Origin of the sequence: Bacillus sp. FSL R5-0431, from assembly GCF_038002985.1 — a bacterium.
GTDB lineage: Bacteria > Bacillota > Bacilli > Bacillales > Bacillaceae > Bacillus.
In genome coordinates this window covers 28,984-53,869 of sequence record NZ_JBBOOG010000001.1, presented here as the reverse complement: position 1 = coordinate 53,869, position 24,886 = coordinate 28,984, and the positions used below count along the sequence as shown (strand labels likewise).

At 43.0% G+C, this 24,886-nt stretch carries 24 protein-coding genes, 2 tRNA genes and 3 rRNA genes; 1 reads left to right on the top strand and 28 read right to left on the bottom strand.

Annotation, left to right across the window (positions count from 1 at the left end; genetic code table 11):
- Positions 1-119: 119 nt before the first annotated feature.
- The 5 genes from rsmA to metG all read right to left on the bottom strand — a co-directional run bounded on the left by rsmA (position 120) and on the right by metG (position 6,006).
- The gene (rsmA, locus tag MKZ03_RS00280) at positions 120-998 is read right to left on the bottom strand and encodes a 16S rRNA (adenine(1518)-N(6)/adenine(1519)-N(6))-dimethyltransferase RsmA (protein ID WP_307498822.1); all 879 of its coding nucleotides are present in this window, start codon (positions 996-998) and stop codon (positions 120-122) included.
- On the bottom strand, positions 991-1,551 hold the full coding sequence (gene rnmV / locus MKZ03_RS00275) for a ribonuclease M5 (protein ID WP_307498821.1): 561 nt from the start codon (positions 1,549-1,551) through the stop codon (positions 991-993). Before rnmV ends, rsmA begins: the two co-directional genes overlap by 8 nt.
- A 160-nt stretch (positions 1,552-1,711) precedes the next feature.
- Positions 1,712-2,914 carry a G5 and 3D domain-containing protein gene (locus MKZ03_RS00270; RefSeq protein WP_307498820.1) on the bottom strand — a complete coding sequence of 401 codons (1,203 nt, stop codon included), beginning with the start codon at positions 2,912-2,914 and terminating at the stop codon, positions 1,712-1,714.
- 244 nt (positions 2,915-3,158) lie between these two features.
- On the bottom strand, positions 3,159-3,926 hold the full coding sequence (locus tag MKZ03_RS00265; protein ID WP_340974235.1) for a TatD family hydrolase: 768 nt from the start codon (positions 3,924-3,926) through the stop codon (positions 3,159-3,161).
- An 82-nt stretch (positions 3,927-4,008) separates the two neighbouring features.
- Complete coding sequence (gene metG, locus MKZ03_RS00260) at positions 4,009-6,006, bottom strand: methionine--tRNA ligase (RefSeq protein WP_034665685.1); 1,998 nt, start codon at positions 6,004-6,006, stop codon at positions 4,009-4,011.
- Between the two features lie 520 nt (positions 6,007-6,526).
- On the opposite strand from metG, the gene MKZ03_RS00255 reads away from it, so the two are divergent.
- The gene (locus MKZ03_RS00255) at positions 6,527-6,817 is read left to right on the top strand and encodes an AbrB/MazE/SpoVT family DNA-binding domain-containing protein (RefSeq protein WP_087975202.1); all 291 of its coding nucleotides are present in this window, start codon (positions 6,527-6,529) and stop codon (positions 6,815-6,817) included.
- 45 nt (positions 6,818-6,862) lie between these two features.
- Here MKZ03_RS00255 and rsmI read toward each other — a convergent pair whose 3' ends face one another.
- The 23 genes from rsmI to dnaX form a co-directional block, all read right to left on the bottom strand.
- Positions 6,863-7,741, bottom strand: coding sequence for a 16S rRNA (cytidine(1402)-2'-O)-methyltransferase (gene rsmI, locus MKZ03_RS00250; RefSeq protein WP_341030637.1), 879 nt, complete (start codon positions 7,739-7,741; stop codon positions 6,863-6,865).
- Positions 7,719-8,015 carry a GIY-YIG nuclease family protein gene (locus MKZ03_RS00245; RefSeq protein WP_307498816.1) on the bottom strand — a complete coding sequence of 99 codons (297 nt, stop codon included), beginning with the start codon at positions 8,013-8,015 and terminating at the stop codon, positions 7,719-7,721. Before MKZ03_RS00245 ends, rsmI begins: the two co-directional genes overlap by 23 nt.
- Entirely contained in the window at positions 8,002-8,745 is a 744-nt protein-coding gene (locus MKZ03_RS00240) for a tRNA1(Val) (adenine(37)-N6)-methyltransferase (RefSeq protein ID WP_340974231.1), read from the bottom strand. The genes MKZ03_RS00245 and MKZ03_RS00240 overlap by 14 nt, the downstream gene beginning before the upstream one ends.
- A gap of 55 nt (positions 8,746-8,800) precedes the next feature.
- A complete protein-coding gene (gene yabA / locus MKZ03_RS00235; protein WP_003217957.1) occupies positions 8,801-9,154 on the bottom strand; it encodes a DNA replication initiation control protein YabA in 354 nt (117 codons plus the stop codon).
- 14 nt (positions 9,155-9,168) lie between these two features.
- Complete coding sequence (locus tag MKZ03_RS00230; protein ID WP_012008643.1) at positions 9,169-9,996, bottom strand: PSP1 domain-containing protein; 828 nt, start codon at positions 9,994-9,996, stop codon at positions 9,169-9,171.
- Positions 9,997-9,998: 2 nt separating this feature from the next.
- Entirely contained in the window at positions 9,999-10,988 is a 990-nt protein-coding gene (gene holB / locus MKZ03_RS00225; RefSeq protein ID WP_106037503.1) for a DNA polymerase III subunit delta', read from the bottom strand.
- Positions 10,989-10,999: 11 nt separating this feature from the next.
- Positions 11,000-11,440: a YaaR family protein gene (locus MKZ03_RS00220; RefSeq protein WP_034665673.1), complete on the bottom strand. Its 441-nt coding sequence runs from the start codon at positions 11,438-11,440 to the stop codon at positions 11,000-11,002.
- Between the two features lie 12 nt (positions 11,441-11,452).
- A complete protein-coding gene (locus MKZ03_RS00215; RefSeq protein WP_340974229.1) occupies positions 11,453-11,782 on the bottom strand; it encodes a cyclic-di-AMP receptor in 330 nt (109 codons plus the stop codon).
- A 79-nt stretch (positions 11,783-11,861) separates the two neighbouring features.
- The gene (gene tmk, locus MKZ03_RS00210; RefSeq protein WP_307498812.1) at positions 11,862-12,500 is read right to left on the bottom strand and encodes a dTMP kinase; all 639 of its coding nucleotides are present in this window, start codon (positions 12,498-12,500) and stop codon (positions 11,862-11,864) included.
- Positions 12,497-13,906, bottom strand: a complete 1,410-nt coding sequence (locus tag MKZ03_RS00205; protein ID WP_307498810.1) for an aminotransferase class I/II-fold pyridoxal phosphate-dependent enzyme — start codon at positions 13,904-13,906, stop codon at positions 12,497-12,499. Before MKZ03_RS00205 ends, tmk begins: the two co-directional genes overlap by 4 nt.
- Before the next feature lie 77 nt (positions 13,907-13,983).
- Positions 13,984-15,042 carry a toxic anion resistance protein gene (locus MKZ03_RS00200; protein ID WP_341030633.1) on the bottom strand — a complete coding sequence of 353 codons (1,059 nt, stop codon included), beginning with the start codon at positions 15,040-15,042 and terminating at the stop codon, positions 13,984-13,986.
- A gap of 19 nt (positions 15,043-15,061) precedes the next feature.
- Entirely contained in the window at positions 15,062-15,676 is a 615-nt protein-coding gene (locus tag MKZ03_RS00195) for a 5-bromo-4-chloroindolyl phosphate hydrolysis family protein (RefSeq protein ID WP_334750985.1), read from the bottom strand.
- Positions 15,677-15,805: 129 nt separating this feature from the next.
- Positions 15,806-15,997 carry a sigma factor G inhibitor Gin gene (locus MKZ03_RS00190; RefSeq protein WP_017359334.1) on the bottom strand — a complete coding sequence of 64 codons (192 nt, stop codon included), beginning with the start codon at positions 15,995-15,997 and terminating at the stop codon, positions 15,806-15,808.
- A gap of 170 nt (positions 15,998-16,167) precedes the next feature.
- Positions 16,168-16,283: ribosomal RNA gene (rrf, locus tag MKZ03_RS00185) — 5S ribosomal RNA — on the bottom strand.
- 61 nt (positions 16,284-16,344) lie between these two features.
- Positions 16,345-19,275: ribosomal RNA gene (locus MKZ03_RS00180) — 23S ribosomal RNA — on the bottom strand.
- A 98-nt stretch (positions 19,276-19,373) separates the two neighbouring features.
- A tRNA-Ala gene (locus MKZ03_RS00175) sits at positions 19,374-19,449 on the bottom strand.
- Positions 19,450-19,463: 14 nt separating this feature from the next.
- Positions 19,464-19,540, bottom strand: a tRNA-Ile gene (locus tag MKZ03_RS00170).
- A 95-nt stretch (positions 19,541-19,635) separates the two neighbouring features.
- Positions 19,636-21,184, bottom strand: a 16S ribosomal RNA gene (locus MKZ03_RS00165).
- Together the 16S, 23S and 5S rRNA genes with 2 tRNA genes alongside form the textbook arrangement of a ribosomal RNA operon.
- A 274-nt stretch (positions 21,185-21,458) precedes the next feature.
- Positions 21,459-21,722: a pro-sigmaK processing inhibitor BofA family protein gene (locus MKZ03_RS00160; protein WP_008342006.1), complete on the bottom strand. Its 264-nt coding sequence runs from the start codon at positions 21,720-21,722 to the stop codon at positions 21,459-21,461.
- Between the two features lie 66 nt (positions 21,723-21,788).
- Entirely contained in the window at positions 21,789-22,013 is a 225-nt protein-coding gene (locus tag MKZ03_RS00155; RefSeq protein WP_003218088.1) for a YaaL family protein, read from the bottom strand.
- 18 nt (positions 22,014-22,031) lie between these two features.
- Positions 22,032-22,628, bottom strand: a complete 597-nt coding sequence (gene recR / locus MKZ03_RS00150) for a recombination protein RecR (protein WP_003218094.1) — start codon at positions 22,626-22,628, stop codon at positions 22,032-22,034.
- Between the two features lie 15 nt (positions 22,629-22,643).
- On the bottom strand, positions 22,644-22,967 hold the full coding sequence (locus MKZ03_RS00145) for a YbaB/EbfC family nucleoid-associated protein (protein WP_008342011.1): 324 nt from the start codon (positions 22,965-22,967) through the stop codon (positions 22,644-22,646).
- 26 nt (positions 22,968-22,993) lie between these two features.
- On the bottom strand, positions 22,994-24,706 hold the full coding sequence (gene dnaX / locus MKZ03_RS00140; RefSeq protein ID WP_334750989.1) for a DNA polymerase III subunit gamma/tau: 1,713 nt from the start codon (positions 24,704-24,706) through the stop codon (positions 22,994-22,996).
- Positions 24,707-24,886 lie beyond the last annotated feature (180 nt).

Sequence of the window (24,886 nt, the reverse complement as noted above, 5' to 3'; positions counted from 1 at the left end):
TCAGGCTCATATCCTGTTGGTATCGTCTTACGCTAAAATATGTTCTTCTTTCATGTGTGCTGTTCTTTCTAGCCTATGCCCGAACGAACAAAGTGGTGAAAAACAAAAGAAAAAAGCCCTTAAGACAGGGCTTTTTGTAAAACGTTCGACAAACGGGCAAATTCCTCAATGGATAATGACTCGCCGCGGCGCTTTCCATCAATGTCTGCTGTTTGAAGTGCTTCTTCGATGATGGCTTTATGTTTTTTTCCATCAGGTAAATTGTTCATGAGATTATTCATCAATGTTTTTCGGCGCTGACCAAAGCTCGCACGGATCAATTGAAAGAAAAACGCATCATTTTCTACTGAGACAGCAGGCGTTTCACGAACGGTTAGTTTAATCACAGCCGAATCCACATTAGGCTGTGGAACAAAAACGGTTTTAGGCACAACCATTACTGTTTTCGCTTCCGTATAGAATTGAACTGCGATAGACAGCGAATTGTATTCCTTTGATGAAGGGACTGCTGCCATACGATCTGCTACTTCTTTTTGCAGCATGACCACAATCCCTTTCAATGGAAGGTTTTCTTCAAGCAGCTTCATAATAATCGGTGTCGTCACGTAATATGGAAGGTTGGCGACAACCATCACTTCTTTACAGTCAGCAAAATTTTCCTCGATGACCTTCCTCACATCCGCCTTTAATACGTCTTGATGAATGATCGTGACATTATCATATGGAGAGAGTGTATCGTTTAAAATGGGCAATAAACGCTGATCGATTTCAAAAGCGGTGACTTTCTTTGCACGCTTAGCGAGCTGCTCGGTCAATGCACCGATACCAGGCCCAATCTCAATCACGCCGGTCTCATCCGTCACCTCTGCGTGATCGACAATACGATCGAGTATATTTGTATCAATTAAAAAGTTCTGCCCTAAGCTCTTTTTAAAAGAGAAACCGTATTTCTTCAGTATTTCCTTCGTTCTGATGGGTGTCGCAATATCTTTATTCATCGACTTCCTCCTGCATGACGGTCTTTAAAGCCGCAATAAAATCATGTTTGGTTATTTGGAACATGTGAAGGCGCTTTTGCAGCTGCTTCGCATTGGTATATCCTATATTTAAAAGCACACCTAGTCGTTCGCGGCGGCGTTTCGATGCTTCGCCTCCGATAAGGCCTGCGTCAAATAAATCATCTAATGTAATGTCACTTTCCGATTCTTCCATTTCCTCATGGACATGGGCAAGGCATTCCCGAATACTGTCCACGGAAGCATGCTCGACACCAATTCCTTTGTCCCTCTTCGCCTTCGCAAGATGTTTTGGCAAAAATGCGTGCTTACAGCCAGGAACCGCTTCTGCGATGGTTTTTCGGATCTTCTCACCAGGGAAATCAGGATCAGTTAAAATAATGACCCCTCTCGTCTCCTGAGCAAGACGCACTTGTTGAATAACTGTATCACCAATGGCTGATCCGTTTGTTTCGATCGTATCTGCATCAACTGCCATCTTCACTCTGGCAGTGTCATCACGACCTTCCACCACAATGATTTCTTTGATTTTCATGTATTCCTCCGCTTGCAAAAACAATAAACAATTTTTGGTTAAAAAATGAAACCTTTCATGCTGTTTTTGCGTCTAATTAATTAGAAAACAGTGCTTCTATTATAACCAAAAAAACAGAGGGTGCGCAAAGCCCTCTGTTCATATAAATGATTTGATGTGTTTATTTGAGTACTCTAATTTTCACTCGTTTATTTCCCCATTGATAAGCTGCCGACTTATTTGGGACGAACACATCGATTTTATTCCCTTTTATAGCAGATCCAGTGTCTGATGCAACGGCATATCCATAGCCTTCCACATACACTTTAGAGCCTAGCGGAATGACACTCGGATCTACTGCTATGACCTTTGCACCCGGATTTGCTTTTAAATCAAAGCCTGTTGACGTTCTGCCCGTACATCCAGCACAGCTCGCTGTATAGGCTGTCGACGCCACATAAAATTCTTTTCCAGACGATTCATTGCTTCTTGAAACGGCAGGTGTCGCTTTAGGCTCTTTTTTGGATACTTGTGTACCAATAGCCACTAAACGATCCTTGCTATCTTTTTCAGTCACTTCTTTAATCAATTCTTTAGACACCACTTTGCCGTTTTCTTTCACAATGGCATAGTGCTTCTTCAATTTACCTTCTTCACCTTTTTTAAGCACCTTCTCTTTTCCTTTTTCAAGAGAACGATCCTTTTTATGTTTGGTATCAAAAGCAATTTTCTCTTCCACTACATCGGTGACTTTTTCCACCCGAGTGATCTGGATATCTGCGCTTTTTTTAGAAATATGACTATGTAACGCAGGCTTGATCTTATCGTGCTTCTTGAGCCTCAGCTCTTGTTGCTTTAAAAAGTCAGCGACCGTAGTCGAAGTGGTCCACACCTTTTTATCTTTGCCTCCATCATTTACGCTGACCTGGAAGGCCTGCTGAACCACAAGATTCATATCCTTTCTAATCTTGTCATGCTTTCCTGGAGTTACTTGATCGTGCTTCCCAATATCTATCTTCTCATTCTTCAATAATGCTCCAACCGTCTGATCTGTTGTCCATATCGTTTTCTCTTTCCCATCTAGGGTCAGATGAACCGGTATAGCCGCATCATACACAATGTTCATGTTGTCTTCAATTTTTGTATTTAGACTTGGAGAGATATGATCCTCCGCCCTGGTCTTTATTCCAAGGTCTGAAAGCAGCTGTGCTACTGTCTCTTCATGTGTACGAATTGTCTTCTCTTTACCATTGATTGAAATGGTAATAGACTGCTTAGTGAGCTCATGCGCACCGTAAGCCGTCCCAGTTCCAGCTAAAAGCAAGCAAACAACTAGTAATAAAACCTTGCCTTTTCCTAGCTTAACAGAAAACAGATTTTTCATTTTTTGTACGATGAAAAACGCCTCCTTCTCCTCGGAGAGATTATATAGAGTATCTCAAAACCTGTCAACCCTTCCTCCCACTGTACAAAAATGCTCGATTGTAACCCTATTATGGGAGATTGATGGAAGGAAGGGAAGAAAGACTTATCGACAACTTATCCTATGAGGAGGCGCAAACGTGTAGAACATTTTCGTTATGTTTCACAATTGGACAAGCTTAAACAAGGATTGACATCATATACTGTCAGTTTATACCGAAAACTTTTTTTGCATTTTTTGTGGTCAATTCAGCAAGCTCTTCAAAGCTTGTTTCTCGTAACTCCGCGATCTGTTCTGCGATATATTTCACATAACTTGGCTCGTTACGTTTCCCTCTAAATGGCGCTGGCGTTAAGTAAGGGCAGTCTGTTTCAATTAAAAGCCGGTCACTTGGTATGTCCTTGACAACTTCCTTCGGTTTTTTGGCATTTTTAAATGTCACGGGTCCACCGAATGAAATATAAAAGTTCATATCCATACACGCTTTTGCGATTTCTAGGCTGCCCGTAAAGCAATGCATAATCCCTCCAACATCAGCCGCTCCCTCTTCCTTTAAGATCGTCACGACATCTTCCGTTGCGTCACGATTATGAATAATGATTGGAAGATTCACTTCCTTCGCAAGAGCAATTTGACGTCTAAAGACTTCCTTTTGTACATCTTTTGGCGACTTCTCCCAATAGTAATCCAGACCCATTTCTCCAATCGCAACGACTTTTTCATGTTGAGATAATTCTTTGATCCACAGCAAATCCTCATCTGTCATATCAATGGCATCGACTGGGTGCCAGCCAATGGCTGCATAGATGAAATCATACTCTTCAATTAATTCCATTGCTCTCGTAATTGTCGGGCGGTCAAACCCCACCACCACAATTTTTTCGACTTTTTCACTTTTCGCTCTTTCGATCACCTGCTCTAAGTCTTCATTATATTGTTCAGCATTTAAATGGGCATGTGTATCAAATAACATCGTTGATTGCTCCTTTCGACAATTCTTCTAAAAAACAAAAGGTGTTCGACGAAATGTTACACGTGGAACACCTTTTGTTGATTTATAAAATTTTTGTTCCATTTGCTAGAGATCGGTCTACTTCAAGAACCTGCAATTTCCCATCAGTTTCTCCAGTTAAAATCATTCCCTGGGAAATTTCCCCTCTGAGTTTGACTGGTGTCAGATTCGCTACGCAAACGAGCTTTTTCCCTACTAATTCCTCAGGTTGATAATGCTTGGCAATCCCTGAAACAATTTGTCTTTTTTCAAATCCAAAATCAAGCTGAAGCTTTAAGAGACGATCCGCTTTTTTCACTGGGGCTGCTTCCAGTACCTGTGCTACTCGAAGATCAACTTTTGAGAAATCATCAAATGCAATTTCTGCTCCAAGCTCAGGTAATTCCGTTTCTTCTATTTCTACTTTCTCTTCTTCCTTTGGTGCACTTCCCTGCATTTTCTCTTTAATATACGCTACTTCTTCTTCAACCTCTAAACGAGGGAACAAAGGCTCTCCTTTTTGTACCGTCGCTTGTTGAATGGCACCAAAAGATAGAATGCTATCCCAGCTTTTAAGCTTCTCTTCTTCAATGCCAAGCTGGAAGAAGATTTTCTCAGGTGTTTTCGTTAGGAATGGCGTTAAGAGAACCGCTGTGATGCGCAGTGATTCTGCTAAATGATACATGACAGAATGCAGCTCTTTTCGTTTTGTTTCATCCTTTGCCAGCACCCATGGAGCTGTCTGGTCAATATATTTATTGGTTCTGCTGATTAATGTCCAAACATTTGAAAGAGCCACCGAGAATTCAAGGTTTTCCATCGCTTCTTCATAGGCTTTGACTGTTTGCTCAGCTACCGCTTTCAGCTCCTCATCAAACTCATTAACTGGACCCTTATAGCTGCTTAATGTACCGTCAAAATATTTTTGTACCATCGCAACTGTACGGTTAAGCAAGTTACCTAAATCATTGGCAAGGTCATAGTTTACACGTTCCACGAATCCTTCTGGTGTAAACACACCATCCGCACCAAATGGTACTTCACGAAGGAGGTAATAACGAAGGGCATCAAGGCCATAGCGATCAATTAATGTGACGGGATCTACTACGTTCCCTTTTGATTTAGACATCTTACCATCTTTCATCAGCAGCCAGCCGTGTGCGAAAATTTGTTTCGGCAGCGGCAGATCTAGTGCCATCAGCATAATTGGCCAATAAATCGTATGGAAGCGTACAATTTCTTTCCCTACGAGATGCACGTTAGCAGGCCAATATTTTTTATATTTTTCATCCTGATCAGTTCCGTAGCCAATCGCAGTTAAATAGTTGAATAACGCATCAATCCATACATAGATGACGTGTTTTGGATTGTTAGGAACTTTAATTCCCCAATCAAAGGTTGTTCTTGATACAGCCAAATCCTCTAAACCTGGTTTAATGAAGTTATTGATCATTTCATTTTTTCTTGATTCAGGCTGAATGAACGTTGGATTCTTTTCGTAATAGTCTAGTAAACGATCCGCGTACTTACTCATACGGAAGAAATATGATTCCTCCTTAATTAATTCGACAGGATGTCCGCTGTCAGGGCTCTTCCCGCCAATGACTTCTCCTTTTTCATTCCGCTCAACATCCACAAGCTGTGTTTCCGTATAGAATGTCTCATCAGGAATACTGTACCAGCCTTCATATTGATCTAAATAAATATCACCTTGATCAAGCAGCTTTTGAAACACTTGCTCAATGATTTTCGTATGTCTTTTTTCTGTTGTACGGATGAAATCATCATTCGAAATGTCGAGTTTCTTCCATAATGATTGAATGTCTGCTACGACCGGATCTAAATACTCGATCGGTGTAATATTTTGTTCTTCAGCTTTTTGCTGAATTTTTTGTCCGTGCTCATCTGTACCCGTTAAATACATCACATCATAGCCTTGAAGACGTTTATAACGAGCCATAGCATCCCCTGCTACTGTCGTATAAGCATGTCCAATATGTAATTTTCCGCTCGGATAGTAAATAGGTGTTGTCAGATAAAACGTTTTTTTCTTTTCCGGCATGTCGGAACCTCCTGCGTGTGTGTAAATGTCAAAAACTCCCGCCCAATGGACGAGAGCGGTTATCATCATTACATGAAAATGTGTTAGATCAATTCATTAAATTTTGCACTTGTGCTTTCTCTATGATACCATCTTAGCCTTTAAGATCAAGCATATATACATAGAACAAGATGAAATGATCGAAAAAGATGAGTTTTTCGAAAAAAACGACAAACCTGTCGACATTTTGTCGAATATTGTCGTATGAAATCTATTTCCAGATTTACAATTGTCTAATTTAGGGCAAAAGTCTTGTTAATCTGAACTCGTCATTTCTCATATTTTCATAGAAAAAACCCGAGAAATCCTTATAAATCAATAGTTTCAAGGTCTTTTGACTTTAAGAGTCATATTTTACAAACAATAGTAAACAAAATGATTGACGATTTATGGAAACCTTGTTATGCTATGAATGTAAGGAATTTGTCGAATAATGACGAAGATAATATTATATTAAGAATAAGAACTCTTTGGGAGGAGAATGAAGATGAAATCTACAGGTATTGTACGTAAAGTTGACGAATTAGGACGCGTGGTGATTCCAATCGAACTTCGCCGTACTCTAGGAATCGCTGAAAAAGACGCTTTGGAAATTTATGTTGATGATGAAAAAATTATCCTAAAAAAATATAAACCAAACATGACTTGCCAAGTTACAGGTGAAGTATCAGACGATAACCTTAAACTTGCTAATGGTAAATTAGTTCTTAGCCGTGAAGGTGCAGAGCAAATCATTAACGAAATCCAAAACCAACTTCAATCACAAAAATAAGTTTGATATAAAAAAGGTTCTTGCACCGTTTGCAAGAACCTTTCTTTATTGTTCAATATGATAGGCATCGTATATCATGCGCTTTGGTACACCACGTTCGACGGCTGTACGTTTAATGGCTTCCTTCGACGTTAACCCTTCTTCTATGTAATGGATCACGTGTTCCTTTTCAGATAAGGGCTTCCACCAGACATTTTCATTTAGCTCTTCTTCATCTTGATCATTACCTTGTACGACAAGACAGAATTCACCCCGGATTTGATGCTCTGCGGCCCATGTCAGCACAGACTCTAAATCTCCACGAATAAACTCTTCAAATTTTTTCGTCAGTTCTCTCGTAATGGCGATATTCCGGTTGCCCCACACTTCCTTCATCAAAGTCAGCGTTTCTTTTAATCGATGGGGCGCTTCATAGAAAATGATTGTTTCTTGACGCTTCTTCAAAGCTTCGAGCTGTTTTTTCTTTTCCTTTTTTTGTCGGTCAAGAAAACCATAAAAGAAAAATGGCTGAGGTGTAATCCCTGATGCAATGAGTGCTGTAAGTGCAGCATTTGCTCCAGGTAACGGAACGACATAGCCGCCGATATTAGTAAAGTCTCGAACCACTTCAGCACCTGGATCTGAGATCGTCGGTAAACCAGCATCGCTCACGAGCGCGATGTTTTTTCCTTCTTTTAACCATTCGATTAACTTGTGGCCGCTGCTGTCTTTGTTATGCTCATGATAACTCGTTAATGGCGTATCAATTTCATAGACATGACAAAGTTTTTTCGTTTGTCTTGTATCTTCTGCGGCAATATAGTCTACATCTTTTAATGTTTGTATGGCTCGAAACGTCATATCTTCTAAATTGCCAATTGGGGTTGGGACGAGATACAGAATGCCCATATCTGATTGACCATCAAAGCTTTTCTGTGTTTTCATGTGCCGCCTCCTTTTCTATTCGCATTTCTTCTATATAAAGGTCTTTCTTTTTCCGCGTCCACGTTTTAAAACGGTATTCTTGCTGCATGGCTTCTCTTTTGGTTGCAAAACATTCATGATAATACAGCTCAACCGGCCGTCTTGCTCTTGTATACTTTGCTCCCTTTCCACTATTGTGGATCGTCAGTCTTTTTTGCAAATCATTTGTATAACCTGCATACAGGCTGCCATCTGCACATTTCAATACATAGAAGTAATGATTATGCTTCTCCATACAGTATCGTCCTGATTTCTTCTGTATACTCTTGATCATCTCCATAAACAAAAAGAGGCGGGAGGATTTTCAGATCTGGTTTTCCATCTTTTATACCCTCTACTAAGATGGTATTGGCTTCTTTCCCCTGTTTGGGATAAACAAATTGAATTCGTTTTGGCTCAATTCGGTACTTCTTCATCAATTCCACAATCTCAAGCAGCCGACCCGGCCGATGAACCATCGCCAGTTTACCCCCCTGCTTCAGCAGCGTGGAAGAAACGCGAATGACATCTTCTAATGTACAATGGATTTCATGCCGAGCAATTGCCAAGTATTCATTTTCATTGATTTCTTCCTTAGAAGGTGTCTTAAAATATGGCGGATTACATGTGATGACATCTACTTTGTGGTTGCCGTAGCGTGCTGGCATATCATTCAAATCACCATGAATCAATTTAATCTGCTTTTCAAGTTGATTATACGCCATACTTCTTTTTGCCATATCAAACAGCCGTTCTTGAATTTCGACCCCAGTAATGGAGGCTTTAGATCGAGTCGAAAGCAGCAATGGCACAATGCCATTTCCCGTACAAAGATCAATGATCTCTCCTTTTTGGATTGGCACATACGCAAATTTCGCTAATAATACTGCGTCCAATGAAAAGGCGAAAACCGTTTTACTTTGAATAATCTTCATATCTTCGGCGAGCAAGTAATCTAATCGTTCATCTTCTCTTAACGAAACCATGATGTATCCTTTCTTTTCCTGTGAAAAAGGCTTCCGATTCAGCGGAAGCCTTTTCTCATTTTTTATTTAAAAATGACAGACAGAACAAACAGTCTCCCTCTTTACGAATGCTCCCATAATGTACATTACAAATATGGAAGCCCTCCTGATATAACCGAGCCAGGTTATCATGACCTTCTCCTATATCAGAATGACCTGGCTTCTGAGCAGAATCATTCTCTGTCTCAGACGATTTGTCCCGATCAGACTGATCCAGACGTTCACGCAAGTGCTGATTCTCCATCTGCAGCTGATGATTTTCTTCAATCACTTCACCGATATGATTTTTCAAATCACCTAACTGGCGATAAAGAGAACCGATTTGTTCTTCTAAATTGATCACCGTATCAAATAGTTCCTTTTTATCCAAGGTGGCACACCTCGTTACTCAGTTGTTTGTGCAGATACAACGCCTTCTTGTAATAATTCTTCCCAAGTATATTCTATCACTTTTTCTTGCCCGGTTAATTCAACTTGCAAAATTCGTTCTAAAATATTGAGCCCTACTACCTTTGCAGAGCCACTAGATGTCTGAATCGTTTCACCGATATCGGGCAATTGTTCTTTCGCTGTTTCATACTCATCATTCTCATATTTCAAGCAGCACATCAAACGGCCGCAAAGCCCTGAAATTTTTGTAGGATTTAGCGACAGGTTTTGATCTTTTGCCATCTTAATGGATACTGGTTCAAAGTCTCCTAAGAATGTCGAACAGCAAAGCATTCGCCCGCAAGGACCTATGCCGCCCAGCATTTTTGCCTCGTCTCTTACACCAATCTGGCGAAGTTCAATTCTCGTCTTGAAAATTGAAGCAAGATCTTTCACTAGCTCGCGGAAATCTACTCTTCCATCCGCTGTGAAGTAGAAGATGACCTTGTTTCGGTCAAATGTAAATTCAACATCGACCAGCTTCATTTCTAGCCCGTGTTCACTTACCTTCTGAAGACATGTATCAAAGGCTGTCATCGCTGCTTCTTTGTTTTCCTCAACGATGAGCCGGTCTCGTTCGTCTGCTACACGAATCACCTTACGCAGAGGAAGAACGACATCGTGTTCATCTACTTTTTTATTAGCGATGACCACTTGTCCGTACTCAACTCCTCTGACCGTCTCTACAATGACACAACTATCATTTTCTATATGAAATCCATTAGGATCGAAATAATAGATTTTGCCCGCTTTTTTAAAACGAACACCAATTACGTTGTACAAACTTATCCCTCCTGCAACATCAACACCAATTGCTCCATCAGCCCTTGGGCATTCACGTTGGATTGAAGTCTCTTTTTCGCTTCTAATACAGCAAGGATCTGGTTCGTCACCATCTGCTGTGTGGAATGCAGCGCGTGCTGCTTCATTGTCTGGAATAAGTCTTGATAAATGACTTTATCTTCATTTCCTATTTGAATCGACAATACATCACGATATATAAATAAAAGCATATCCAGACCTGTTTCTTGAAGGTCTTTCTCTTTGAAAAAAGGCATCCATTGATCCTGTATATAAAAAAATGCATGTTCTTTTCGCTGGTGTAAGACTTCATACAATTTTATCACTTTCGCTCTAGACTCTGCAAACTGATCATTTCGACTTAATTCGAGTGCTTCTGCTAAATTGTTGGTTAAATTCGACAAAAGCCTTGCAAGATGCTGAGATACGCCTTCTTGTAATAGCTGCTGCTCCAAGGATTGCGGCTGCAGCGGCTGAAAGCTAAGCATCTGACATCTTGAAATAATCGTATCCAGCATTTTATGCGATTGCTCAGTGATTAAAATTGCCATCGTTTCCCGGTTAGGCTCCTCTAGGAACTTCAATAAACTGTTCGCGGCATTGACTGTCATTTTGTCCGCATGAAGAATGATATACATTTTTCGGTGAGATTCCACACCTGCTTTTGTAAATTCCTCTTGCAATGCCTGCACTTGCGCTTTCTTAATCGATTGACCATCAGGCTGCACGAGATGTAAATCGGGATGGTTCCCTGACTCAATCCTTTTGCAGTTTTGGCAGGATTCACATGGTTTCACTCCTGCTTTCAAGCAAAAAAAGCTCTTAGCCAAAAGCATCGCAGCATCCAGCTTTCCCGTCCCTTTTTTTCCTTCAAATAAGTAGGCATGCGCAAGTCGGTCTTTATCAATACTATTAAAAATCAGCCGCATGACGCGCGGCTGCAAATCATTCATGTCATCCCAGCTAATTGCCATGTTATCACTCTCTATGTGTAAAGGTTAATCAATAAACCTTTTATTTCTCCAATACGTTCAAGCAAATCAATAGAAGGTTTCTCTTGGTCCATCATATCCTCTGTTAATTCAATCAGCTTTTCATCTAATGCTTTGACTAAAGCGAGTGTACGCGTGTTGCCATAAATGTCAAAGCTCCTTGATGTTTCTATATTGAATCCATTATCGACTGTCTCTTTTACAAAGCGCTTCACAAGCCCTTTAAACCTAGCCAAGTCCTTTAGGTTTCGTGACTTTGTCAGCTTTTTACCGAACACTTCGATATCACTCAGCATGACCGTCAGCTGCTCTAAGCGCATTTTGCCGCTTTGCGTCTCCATCGATGCTTTAAAGGAGGCAGATGTTTGGCTTCCTTTAATGCCTTGGAGTTCACGCTTTTCTAAAAGCAGCCGCATATCTTGATTAATTTTCACAGCAACCCATCCTTAGAATTGATGAAATTGTTCAACTGGCAGAATAAAGACAGTAGCTCCACCAACTTCAACCTCAACAGGGTATGGTACATATGAATCTGCGTTACCACCCATTGGAGATACAGGTGCAATCATTTGATCACGTTTGCGGCAATTTTCTTTTATAAGCTGTAATGCTTTATCCACTCGGACATCTTCACAACCAATGATAAAAGTCGTATTCCCAGACTTTAAAAACCCACCAGTTGAAGCTAATTTTGTCACTCCGAAATGATGTTCAGTCAATATTTTCAACAACTTGCTGCTATCTTGGTCCTGTACAACGGCAACAATTAATTTCATTTGATTGGCCTCCTTTGTTTTAGGCACAGGTGACATGCCGATGTCTTCCTCTATATTATAACAACGATTGGGAATGAGGTCATATTTGATTTTTCTTTAATGTGTCCTGAATCACCCGAAGTACTTCTTCATAGACATCCTGCATCGGCTGAGACGCATCTACTACACGGAATCGTTCTGGCGATTGCGCAATAAGCAGTTCATAGCCTTCTCTGACCAACTGGTGGAAATTCAGCGTCTCCATGTCTAATCTGTTTTTTTCTCTTCCTTGATTGGCGTGAATTCGTTTTAACCCTTCTTCAGGTGTAATGGAAAAATAAATGGTCATTTGCGGCATCGTGCCATCAATAGCAAAGTCGTTAATTGATCTGACTTGGTCAATTCCAAGCCCTCTCGCATAGCCTTGATAAGCGAGAGAGCTATCAACAAAACGATCACATAAGACTGTGTCTCCGCGCTGTAATGCCGGTTCTACCTTTTCAGCCAAATGCTGCCTTCTCGCTGCTGCATACAGCAATGCCTCTGTTTTCGCATCCATTTTCGTGTTTTTTTCATTTAAAATGACTTCACGAATCTGCTCAGCAATCTCAATGCCTCCCGGCTCACGTGTCGCCATGACTGCATATCCTTGACGTTCCATTTCTTCGTACACTTTTCGAATCACTGTCGTTTTTCCGGCGCCCTCTGGCCCTTCAAACGTAATAAACATACCGCTCATAGTGTCTCCTCTTCTATATAAACATATAATTTTCTCTGATGAATGACCTGACTTGCTTGAACATGAACCTGATGTCCAAGCAAACGGCTTAACGCCTCAATTTGATCTATCTCAATACGCTCTCCCTTAATCATCAAAGGAATACCAGGCGGATAGGGAATAATTGATTCTGCACTCATCCGGCCTGCTGCATGTTCAAATGGGACAGCCTCTATGTCTTGATTTTGCTCATCAGTCTCAATAGATAACGTCTCATTTTGGATATGTTTTTTTCCTTTGAGCAATGAATCACTTTGCTTAAGAGCCTGCTCGATCCGCTTGAAAGGAACGTCCTTCCTCTGTTCTAAGCTAAGAATAAGTAAAATCTGATGTTCGTCCGCAAGCTCTGGATGAACATCCACTGATTCAAGCACCCGTTTTAGTTCGTAACCAGTCAGTCCTTTTGTTGATCGAATGACGCATTTTAATGGATCGGAAAGCAGCGAGTCAGGCTCAACCACTTCAAGATGAGTCATACGGTTGAACTGATCTTTCAGCTCTGTCAGTTCTTTCATGATTACATCCAATGTCCCTTTTCCTTTGATCTCCTCGACATAAGCTCTCGCCACATCTAATGAGGCCATAATTGGATAAGACGGCGAACTGCTTTGAAGCATCGTGAGCAATGTTTTCAATCGCTTCGCATCGATTCGGCCCCCTTGAAGATGAAGATAGGAACCCATCGTCATTGCCGGAAGGGTTTTATGTGCTGATTGTACCACCACGTCCGCTCCATAGGAAAGAGCAGATGGAGGAAATGCGCCGCCTAATACAAAATGCGCGCCATGAGCCTCATCAACCAAAACAACCACATCTGCTTCATGACACATGTGAATCAGCTTTGATAAATCAGCTGCATGTCCATAGTAGTTCGGATAAGTCAAAACGATTGCTCGGCAATTAGGATGTCTTGCTATGGCTTTTCTGACTGTATCATCCGTCACATGTGTTGGAACATGCAAGTGTGGGTCTATCTCAGCATCTACCAGAATAGGCGTTGCCCCTGCAAGCTCGATCGCATGGAAGACAGACTTATGGCAATTACGCTGGACAAAAATCTCGTCTCCCGTGCGGCATGCCGCCATCACCATCGCCAAATTTCCGACTGTTGTGCCATTTACAAGGAAAAAGCTTTGATCTGAACCATATAGCTTAGTCAATAAATTTTCTGCCTCTTGAATCACACCAGTCGGGTGATGGAGGTCATCTAGACCTTCAAGCTCCGTCACATCCAGCTGAAGGATTGAAGCATAGTGGGACCGTGCCTCATCAAAAAAGACATCTCCATTGTGATGTCCTGGAACGTGAAAAGAATAAGGCTTCTTTTCCGCATGCTGTGCTAATGCTGTATATAAAGGTGTTCTCAAACAAATCGACCCTTTTCACTTTAACGATATCTTAAGTCTATTATAACGTTCAAACAAGTGAACCGAAAGATGGTTTCTCATTCCTTTATTGGATTCGCCAGCTGCTGCTCTGCCTCATACATACTGCTTTTCAATTGAGCTCGCTCTTGGCTTCCATGCTCTTTCACCTGTAACGTTTCCTGTAATGTTTCAGCTAATTGACGTTGGACCTTTTTCAACGTATCTATAGGAGCAAAAGATGCCTCTTCAAGAAGCTGTTCCTGTTGCTTCGATACCTTTTCATATGTTTTTTGGATTCGGTTCTCAAGAGCTGAATTGGCCCGTTGCTGAATATGCGTTAACGCAATCGACATTTGGTTGATCCATAGAGGAATAGACGCAGAAACAGTTGATTGAATATGATTGGCCAATGTATGATTCGTATGCTGGATCATCCGAATTTGTGCATTACATTGCAATGCAATTTGCCGGCTTAACAGCAAATCATACTTTCGTTCCTTTAGTCTCTCCACATACTCTTCTTCATTGACTTCTTGACTCATCAATTGCTCCTCTATTGGCCGGTCAACAGAAAGTTGCGTTTCTGAAATAGGCCGCTGCTCTAACGTTGTCATTTTCGCTTCAACTGCTGCGACCTGCAGCGTCATCTCTTGAAAATAAGTTTGATTTTCTTCAAATAAACGCTCTAATAACATATGGTCCGAGATTAATACGCCTCTTGCATAACGAAGTCTTGCTGACAATCTCTCGATCTGTGATTTTGCATGTTGAAAACGCGATATGATCTCCTGAGTAGATCGTTTATCCCGTTGAAACCATTTTAAAAAAATGCCCTGTTTCTTTGGCAGTAAATCCTCAGGCTCCACTACATGCAGCTGCTGCAAAAAGGTCTCAAGCACGTCTCCTATTTGATCGATATCTTTTTTCTCAACATATTTCATCATCTGTTGTGATTGTTCCAATAATTGTTCCTGCACACGTGTACCATAGAAAAGCAGCTTTTGCGGATTGTCAGGGATCTGCTTAGCACGTTGCACGGCTTCTTTTTTCTCCTCATCAGATAAGGTATCAAACACCCGAAACTGAAGATCTGTAGTGGAGGCAGGTGATGGTGTGGCGTGATCTTCCGGTTTCATCGAGTTTGACTCCTTTCATCTATTTCTTCATCATTTTATCTGCTACTTCAAGCTCAATATGAAGAGCTTCTATGTCTCTTCCTAAGACTTGCTGCAAATCATTGGTCAATTGCTTTTGCAGCTCTGTCAATGTCACTCGGGTTTGGCTCAATGTCATTTCCAGCTCATGACTACGATTAGGCTGATTATACAATAGTGCATATTTCTCAGTTAGTTCAACGACAGAATCCAAGCTTTCGAAATAAAAACGCTGTGCATCATAAAATCGATTTGGCTCTTTTTTTGTTATTGTATAGATTCGTCGTGCAAGCCGAAGAACTTCATAATTATGTTTGATCGTTTGTACGTTTTTCACAGCAAATAAAGCTTTTTTTAAACGCACAAGTTTTTGCCCTGCTTCTTTTAAATGCTGTTTGATATATACATAATCACTACGAGACAGTCCGTGTTTCTTTAAAAACAATTGGAAAGCAGCCCATCTGCCCCCTGCAAACATCACACCCCACCCAATCATCGCATACAGTATCGATAATCCAGCATGATGATGGAAAACCCCAATACTGACGGTTAAAATCACAAGCGAAAAAAAAGTAGAGAGGATGGCCCATATAAATGTATAAAAGATTAATTTCATGTTTATCGACTCCTATGAATAATCAGGCTCTCTGTTTATCTTATTATGAATTACGGGTGATGTCCAAACTAAGTTCCCAAAAAACAAGCCCAATCCTTCATAGCTCATAAAAAAAGACCATCTAATGGTCTATGAATACAAAGGCGGCGTATGAAGATTTTTAAGCTTTCTCACATAATCGGCATAGCTAGGATCCGAGGTCGATGTAGAAATTAACTTTCGCTCACAGTCTCGGCACAAAAACTGATGATATAAATAAATTCCCTTTGTCTTTTTCTCTTCACAAATCAAACAAATCGCTTCTCGCTCTTTTTTGCTCATTGTGACACCTCCACTTATAGCTTCAGTATGCCCTAGCGCTTTCAATTGTATACAAAATTAAGAATGTTTTAGATGGTAGTTTAGTATATGTATCCATGTCAGATCGGGTGTTTGTTCCTTTTCTTAAAAAACAAAAAAGACCAGTTCGTATGGAACTGATCCTTAGAAAAGCTTGGCGGCGTCCTACTCTCACAGGGGGAGACCCCCAACTACCATCGGCGCTGAAGAGCTTAACTTCCGTGTTCGGTATGGGAACGGGTGTGACCTCTTCGCTATCGCCACCAAACCTGATGGAGAGAATGTTCTCTCAAAACTAGATAACAATGTTCAAGCTTCACATTAGAATATAGGTTAAGTCCTCGATCTATTAGTATCTGTCAGCTCCACGTGTCACCACGCTTCCACCTCAGACCTATCAACCTGATCATCTTTCAGGGATCTTACTTCCTTGCGGAATGGGAAATCTCATCTTGAGGGGGGCTTCATGCTTAGATGCTTTCAGCACTTATCCCGTCCGCACATAGCTACCCAGCGATGCCCTTGGCAGAACAACTGGTACACCAGCGGTGCGTCCATCCCGGTCCTCTCGTACTAAGGACAGCTCCTCTCAAATTTCCTGCGCCCGCGACGGATAGGGACCGAACTGTCTCACGACGTTCTGAACCCAGCTCGCGTACCGCTTTAATGGGCGAACAGCCCAACCCTTGGGACCGACTACAGCCCCAGGATGCGATGAGCCGACATCGAGGTGCCAAACCTCCCCGTCGATGTGGACTCTTGGGGGAGATAAGCCTGTTATCCCCGGGGTAGCTTTTATCCGTTGAGCGATGGCCCTTCCATGCGGAACCACCGGATCACTAAGCCCGACTTTCGTCCCTGCTCGACTTGTAGGTCTCGCAGTCAAGCTCCCTTGTGCCTTTACACTCTGCGAATGATTTCCAACCATTCTGAGGGAACCTTTGGGCGCCTCCGTTACATTTTAGGAGGCGACCGCCCCAGTCAAACTGCCCACCTGACACTGTCTCCCTGCCCGATAAGGGCAGCGGGTTAGAAGGTCAATACAGCCAGGGTAGTATCCCACCGATGCCTCCACCGAAGCTAGCGCTCCGGTTTCCAAGGCTCCTACCTATCCTGTACAAGCTGTACCAACATTCAATATCAGGCTGCAGTAAAGCTCCACGGGGTCTTTCCGTCCTGTCGCGGGTAACCTGCATCTTCACAGGTACTATAATTTCACCGAGTCTCTCGTTGAGACAGTGCCCAGATCGTTGCGCCTTTCGTGCGGGTCGGAACTTACCCGACAAGGAATTTCGCTACCTTAGGACCGTTATAGTTACGGCCGCCGTTTACTGGGGCTTCAATTCGCACCTTCGCTTACGCTAAGCGCTCCTCTTAACCTTCCAGCACCGGGCAGGCGTCAGCCCCTATACTTCGCCTTACGGCTTCGCAGAGACCTGTGTTTTTGCTAAACAGTCGCCTGGGCCTATTCACTGCGGCTTCTCGGGGCTTTAACACCCTAAGAAGCACCCCTTCTCCCGAAGTTACGGGGTCATTTTGCCGAGTTCCTTAACGAGAGTTCTCTCGATCACCTTAGGATTCTCTCCTCGCCTACCTGTGTCGGTTTGCGGTACGGGCACCTCTCACCTCGCTAGAGGCTTTTCTTGGCAGTGTGGAATCAGGAACTTCGCTACTAAATTTCGCTCGCCATCACAGCTCAGCCTTTACGGGAAACGGATTTGCCTATTTCCCAGCCTAACTGCTTGGACGCGGATATCCAATACCGCGCTTACCCTATCCTCCTGCGTCCCCCCATTGCTCAAATGGTGAGGAGGTGGTACAGGAATATCAACCTGTTGTCCATCGCCTACGCCTTTCGGCCTCGGCTTAGGTCCCGACTAACCCTGAGCGGACGAGCCTTCCTCAGGAAACCTTAGGCATTCGGTGGACGGGATTCTCACCCGTCTTTCGCTACTCATACCGGCATTCTCACTTCTAAGCGCTCCACCAGTCCTTCCGGTCTGACTTCACAGCACTTAGAACGCTCTCCTACCACTGTTCGTAAGAACAGTCCGCAGCTTCGGTGATACGTTTAGCCCCGGTACATTTTCGGCGCAGAGTCACTCGACCAGTGAGCTATTACGCACTCTTTAAATGGTGGCTGCTTCTAAGCCAACATCCTGGTTGTCTAAGCAACTCCACATCCTTTTCCACTTAACGTATACTTTGGGACCTTAGCTGGCGGTCTGGGCTGTTTCCCTTTCGACTACGGATCTTATCACTCGCAGTCTGACTCCCAAGGATAAGTCATCGGCATTCGGAGTTTGACTGAATTCGGTAACCCGGTAGGGGCCCCTAGTCCAATCAGTGCTCTACCTCCGAGACTCTTACCTTGAGGCTAGCCCTAAAGCTATTTCGGAGAGAACCAGCTATCTCCAGGTTCGATTGGCATTTCACCCCTACCCACACCTCATCCCCGCACTTTTCAACGTGCGTGGGTTCGGGCCTCCATTCAGTGTTACCTGAACTTCACCCTGGACATGGGTAGATCACCTGGTTTCGGGTCTACGACCACGTACTCATGCGCCCTATTCAGACTCGCTTTCGCTGCGGCTCCGCATCTTCTGCTTAACCTTGCACGGGATCGTAACTCGCCGGTTCATTCTACAAAAGGCACGCCATCACCCATTAACGGGCTCTGACTACTTGTAGGCACACGGTTTCAGGATCTATTTCACTCCCCTTCCGGGGTGCTTTTCACCTTTCCCTCACGGTACTGGTTCACTATCGGTCACTAGGGAGTATTTAGCCTTGGGAGATGGTCCTCCCGGATTCCGACGGAATTTCACGTGTTCCGCCGTACTCAGGATCCACTCTGGAGAGAACAACATTTCAGTTACAGGGCTGTTACCTTCTTTGGCGGGCCTTTCCAGACCTCTTCGCTTATATCGTTCCTTTGTAACTCCGTATAGAGTGTCCTACAACCCCAAGAGGCAAGCCTCTTGGTTTGGGCTGTTCCCGTTTCGCTCGCCGCTACTCAGGGAATCGCATTTGCTTTCTCTTCCTCCGGGTACTTAGATGTTTCAGTTCCCCGGGTATGCCTTCTCATACTCTATGTATTCAAGTATGGATACTACTCCATTACGAGCAGTGGGTTTCCCCATTCGGAAATCTCCGGATCAAAGCTTGCTTACAGCTCCCCGAAGCATATCGGTGTTCGTCCCGTCCTTCATCGGCTCCTAGTGCCAAGGCATCCACCGTGCGCCCTTTCTAACTTAACCATTTCTTACTTTAGAAAGAATCACTATGTGTGATGAACTTTGCATTGCATTCAATGTGAATGTATTACTTATTGTTATCTAGTTTTCAAAGAACACGTTGGTGGAGCCTAGCGGGATCGAACCGCTGACCTCCTGCGTGCAAGGCAGGCGCTCTCCCAGCTGAGCTAAGGCCCCGATTTAATAGAAGATGGTGGGCCTGAGTGGACTCGAACCACCGACCTCACGCTTATCAGGCGTGCGCTCTAACCAGCTGAGCTACAGGCCCATCTTTCATATCGAAGATATGATATTGTAGGATCTTTTGCAAGTTCCTTCAAAACTAAACAAGACGAAAACGCACACTGCTCCATATATCCTTAGAAAGGAGGTGATCCAGCCGCACCTTCCGATACGGCTACCTTGTTACGACTTCACCCCAATCATCTGCCCCACCTTCGGCGGCTGGCTCCATAAAGGTTACCTCACCGACTTCGGGTGTTGCAAACTCTCGTGGTGTGACGGGCGGTGTGTACAAGGCCCGGGAACGTATTCACCGCGGCATGCTGATCCGCGATTACTAGCGATTCCAGCTTCACGCAGTCGAGTTGCAGACTGCGATCCGAACTGAGAACAGATTTATGGGATTGGCTAAACCTTGCGGTCTCGCAGCCCTTTGTTCTGTCCATTGTAGCACGTGTGTAGCCCAGGTCATAAGGGGCATGATGATTTGACGTCATCCCCACCTTCCTCCGGTTTGTCACCGGCAGTCACCTTAGAGTGCCCAACTAAATGCTGGCAACTAAGATCAAGGGTTGCGCTCGTTGCGGGACTTAACCCAACATCTCACGACACGAGCTGACGACAACCATGCACCACCTGTCACTCTGTCCCCGAAGGGAAAGCCCTATCTCTAGGGTTGTCAGAGGATGTCAAGACCTGGTAAGGTTCTTCGCGTTGCTTCGAATTAAACCACATGCTCCACCGCTTGTGCGGGCCCCCGTCAATTCCTTTGAGTTTCAGTCTTGCGACCGTACTCCCCAGGCGGAGTGCTTAATGCGTTAGCTGCAGCACTAAGGGGCGGAAACCCCCTAACACTTAGCACTCATCGTTTACGGCGTGGACTACCAGGGTATCTAATCCTGTTCGCTCCCCACGCTTTCGCTCCTCAGCGTCAGTTACAGACCAGAGAGTCGCCTTCGCCACTGGTGTTCCTCCACATCTCTACGCATTTCACCGCTACACGTGGAATTCCACTCTCCTCTTCTGCACTCAAGTTTCCCAGTTTCCAATGACCCTCCCCGGTTGAGCCGGGGGCTTTCACATCAGACTTAAGAAACCGCCTGCGAGCCCTTTACGCCCAATAATTCCGGACAACGCTTGCCACCTACGTATTACCGCGGCTGCTGGCACGTAGTTAGCCGTGGCTTTCTGGTTAGGTACCGTCAAGGTGCGAGCAGTTACTCTCGCACTTGTTCTTCCCTAACAACAGAGCTTTACGATCCGAAAACCTTCATCACTCACGCGGCGTTGCTCCGTCAGACTTTCGTCCATTGCGGAAGATTCCCTACTGCTGCCTCCCGTAGGAGTCTGGGCCGTGTCTCAGTCCCAGTGTGGCCGATCACCCTCTCAGGTCGGCTACGCATCGTCGCCTTGGTGAGCCATTACCCCACCAACTAGCTAATGCGCCGCGGGTCCATCTGTAAGTGACAGCCGAAACCGTCTTTCATCCTTGAACCATGCGGTTCAAGGAACTATCCGGTATTAGCTCCGGTTTCCCGGAGTTATCCCAGTCTTACAGGCAGGTTACCCACGTGTTACTCACCCGTCCGCCGCTAACATCCGGGAGCAAGCTCCCTTCTGTCCGCTCGACTTGCATGTATTAGGCACGCCGCCAGCGTTCGTCCTGAGCCAGGATCAAACTCTCCGAAAAAGTACAAAACCGAAGTTTTGTTTTTCGCCAGTTTGACTGACTACCTATGATGTTTCATAGGATTTTTTTATAAAAACTCGAATTAACAGGTACGTTTTGTCTTGTTTAGTTTTCAAAGAACTTGTTTACCGCTTCAGAAGCGACTAGAACATCTTACCACATTTAAATTGTTAATGTCAACAACTTTTTTGTTATAATGTTTTTTCGTTTCTTCGTCATCAGCGACGTATATTAATTTACCACCATACAGGATCAAAGTCAACAATATTTCTCATTAAATAATAAACTTTTCAATTACGACTAAAGCTGCTACGCCTGGGATGCCCAATAAACCACTAATTCCACTCGTTACAGGGTTAATAGAGACATGTAATCCTAGACTCTCTCCAAATAGATTGAGGCAAAATAAAAAAAGAGCGCCTGCCACAAACTTTACTCCGATCAGCCCTAACCATTTGAAGGGGTTCGCTTGAACACCTGACATAAACAACAATAGTACAGCTAGCAAAATTGACCCGATCACAATAACAGGTTCCATAATCCTCTCATCTCCTCTTCATATGAATAGTACAAGCATATGAGAGGACTATGTAAAATAGACCTGCTATCTCCAGTTGTTTAAACGTAAATTCCTCTTTTTCGCTTCTCTTAGATAGAAAAAGTACTTCGCTTGAGCAAGCTTTAATTCGAATAGAATGTCCGGTGAAGGCTCAACGCTATTTGCGACAAGCTTTTTTTGTCTGTTCCATTCTTCCTTTTGCTTAAAAAGCTGTTGAATTAATTTCTCATCGAATTCTTTTCGAATTGATTTTCTGCGAAGAAAACCCATGTACCGTACTTCTCCTTCCTACATCTCACGTCTGCCTTCTAGAGCTTTAGACAGTGTGACTTCATCCGCATACTCTAAGTCTCCACCTACTGGAAGTCCGTGAGCAATGCGAGAGAGTTTAATTCCTGATGGTTTCAACAGTCTAGAGATATACATGGCTGTAGCCTCTCCTTCAATGTTTGGATTGGTTGCAAGGATCACCTCTGTCACTTGATCGTCTTGCAATCTTTTTAACAGGTCAGGAATTTTAATATCCTCTGGGCCAATTCCATCCATCGGTGAAATGGCACCATGAAGCACATGGTATAAGCCGTTGTATTCTTTCATCTTTTCCATTGCGATCACATCTTTTGGGTCTTGCACTACACAGATAACAGATTGATCTCTTCTTGTATCTTCACAAATATAGCAAGGATCTTGGTCTGTGATATGGCCGCATACCGAACAATAAGTTAAATTACGCTTTGCATTAACAAGCGCCTTCGCGAAATCTAGTACGACATCTTCCTGCATACTAAGAACAAAAAAAGCCAGACGAACCGCAGTTTTCGGTCCGATTCCTGGCAATTTCATAAAGCTGTCAATCAGCTTTGATATTGGTTCAGGATATTGCATCTTCAGTTATTCCTCCTAGAATAAACCTGGCATGTTCATTCCTTTTGTGAATTGACCCATTGTTTCATTCGTTAACTCATCGACTTTTTTCAATGCGTCGTTTGTTGCTGCAAGTACAAGATCTTGAAGCATATCGATATCTTCTGGATCAACAACTTCTTCATTAATTGCTACATCAACAACTTCTTTTTGTCCATTTACTTTTACAGTGACCATACCGCCACCAGCTGTACCTTCAAGGACTTTTTCTGCAAGCTCTTCTTGAGCCTTAGCCATATCCTTTTGCATTTTTTGCATTTGTTTCATCATTTTTTGCATATTTCCCATTCCACCGCGCATATGAACACCACTCTCTTTCATTTTTATTAATCTTTAATTTCAATTAAATCGTTTCCTACTAACTTCTTTGCTTCTGCAATCAATGGATCCTCTTCAGCAGAAGTCCCCTGACCATCTGCCTGTTCATCCGGCTGATGATCTCTTAAAAATTCTTCTCTTATTTTACCCCATTGAGCGTCAGGAACGCCAACTAATTCCACTCTTTTTCCTAACATAGACTCTAATAGCTGCTCAAGGTTGGTTCGAACACCGCTTTTATCTTCGGCAACCATTTTACAGTGTATTTCAAACTTGAATTTTAAAACAAAGGCATGAGAAGCAGCAGCAACTGGTTCACTATCCGTTAATAGCGCAGCATGAGACACCTTATTCTGCTGTTTCAAGTGGGCAAGGAGTTCTCCCCATTTACCTTTAATTTTTTCTAGCTCTGGACGTTTTGCTTCTTTTAGAATCTCGTGAATTCGGCCGACAGGTGCACGGTATCCATTTTTGTTACTCGTTTGTGGTCGGGGTGTTTCCTTTTTTTCTTGAGGATGATGAGAATGAGACATTGGCACACCCTCAGCTCTTATCCTCGATAGCTCCTGTTCCAACCTGTCTATTTTATCCGTTAGCGCCGTTAAATCAGCGTTAGCATGAGCTTGTGTTATTCCAGCCGTTGATTGACATAGCTTGACAACAGCTACCTCAAAGAAAATCCTTGGATGATTCGTCCATTTCATTTCTTGGTGGCTTTTATTCAGCACTTCAATTGTTTCATATAGAAATTGAGGTGTCACACGATCCGAAAGCGTCACGAAATTTTCATCGACCTTTACCTTTTCAAGGACCCCCTCCAGATCTGGTGCCGTTTTATAAAGCAGCATATCTCTAAAGTAAAAGATCATGTCCTCTATTAATTTAGCAGCATCTTTTCCCTGCTGAAGTAATTCATTTAAGGTATCTAACGCTACAGCAATATTTTGATCAAAAATTGCTTCGGCTAGCTGACTAATGAAATGCTGAGAAACAGCTCCTGTAATGAGCAGCGCATCATCAATTGTCAGCTGCTCACCACTAAATGAGATCGCTTGATCTAAGAGGCTTAGTGCATCACGCATACCGCCATCTGCTGCACTAGCGATAATCTCGAGCGAGCCCTCTTGTACATTTAGGCTTTCTGCATCTACAATTTTCTTCATTCTTCCAACAATATCTTTTGTCGTGATTCGTTTAAAATCAAATCTCTGACAACGGGATATGATGGTAAGAGGAATCTTATGAGGCTCTGTGGTAGCCAAAATAAAGATACAATGAGCAGGCGGCTCCTCTAACGTTTTAAGGAGGGCATTAAATGCCCCGATAGAGAGCATATGTACTTCATCTATAATATAAACCTTATATGTAACCGCCGAAGGAGCAAATTTCACTTTATCACGTATATCACGGATTTCATCTACCCCGTTGTTTGAGGCAGCATCTATTTCAATCACGTCTGAAATCGAGCCGTTTGTAATCCCTTTACAGGCATCACATTCATTACAAGGTTCACTCACAGGTGACTTTTCACAGTTCACTGCCTTCGCAAAGATTTTGGCAGCACTTGTTTTACCTGTTCCTCTAGGACCTGAAAATAAGTAAGCATGAGAAAACTTCTTCTGCAAAAGGGCATTTTGCAACGTTTTTGTGATGTGTTCTTGTCCAACAACATCCTCAAAAACTTGAGGTCTGAACACTCGATATAAAGCTTGATAACTCACAAATACGCCCTCCTCCATTTATCATCATTTTCATTATACATGATGCACCGATCAATTCAAAAGCACACCTTTATTTTCTAATAAGCGAAAATGATGATTTCAACTATAGATTTTCTACTTTCTATGAATTAAAAACGTGTTTTCTAGATTTTCGAATTGTTTTGCAACACCATGGAGAAC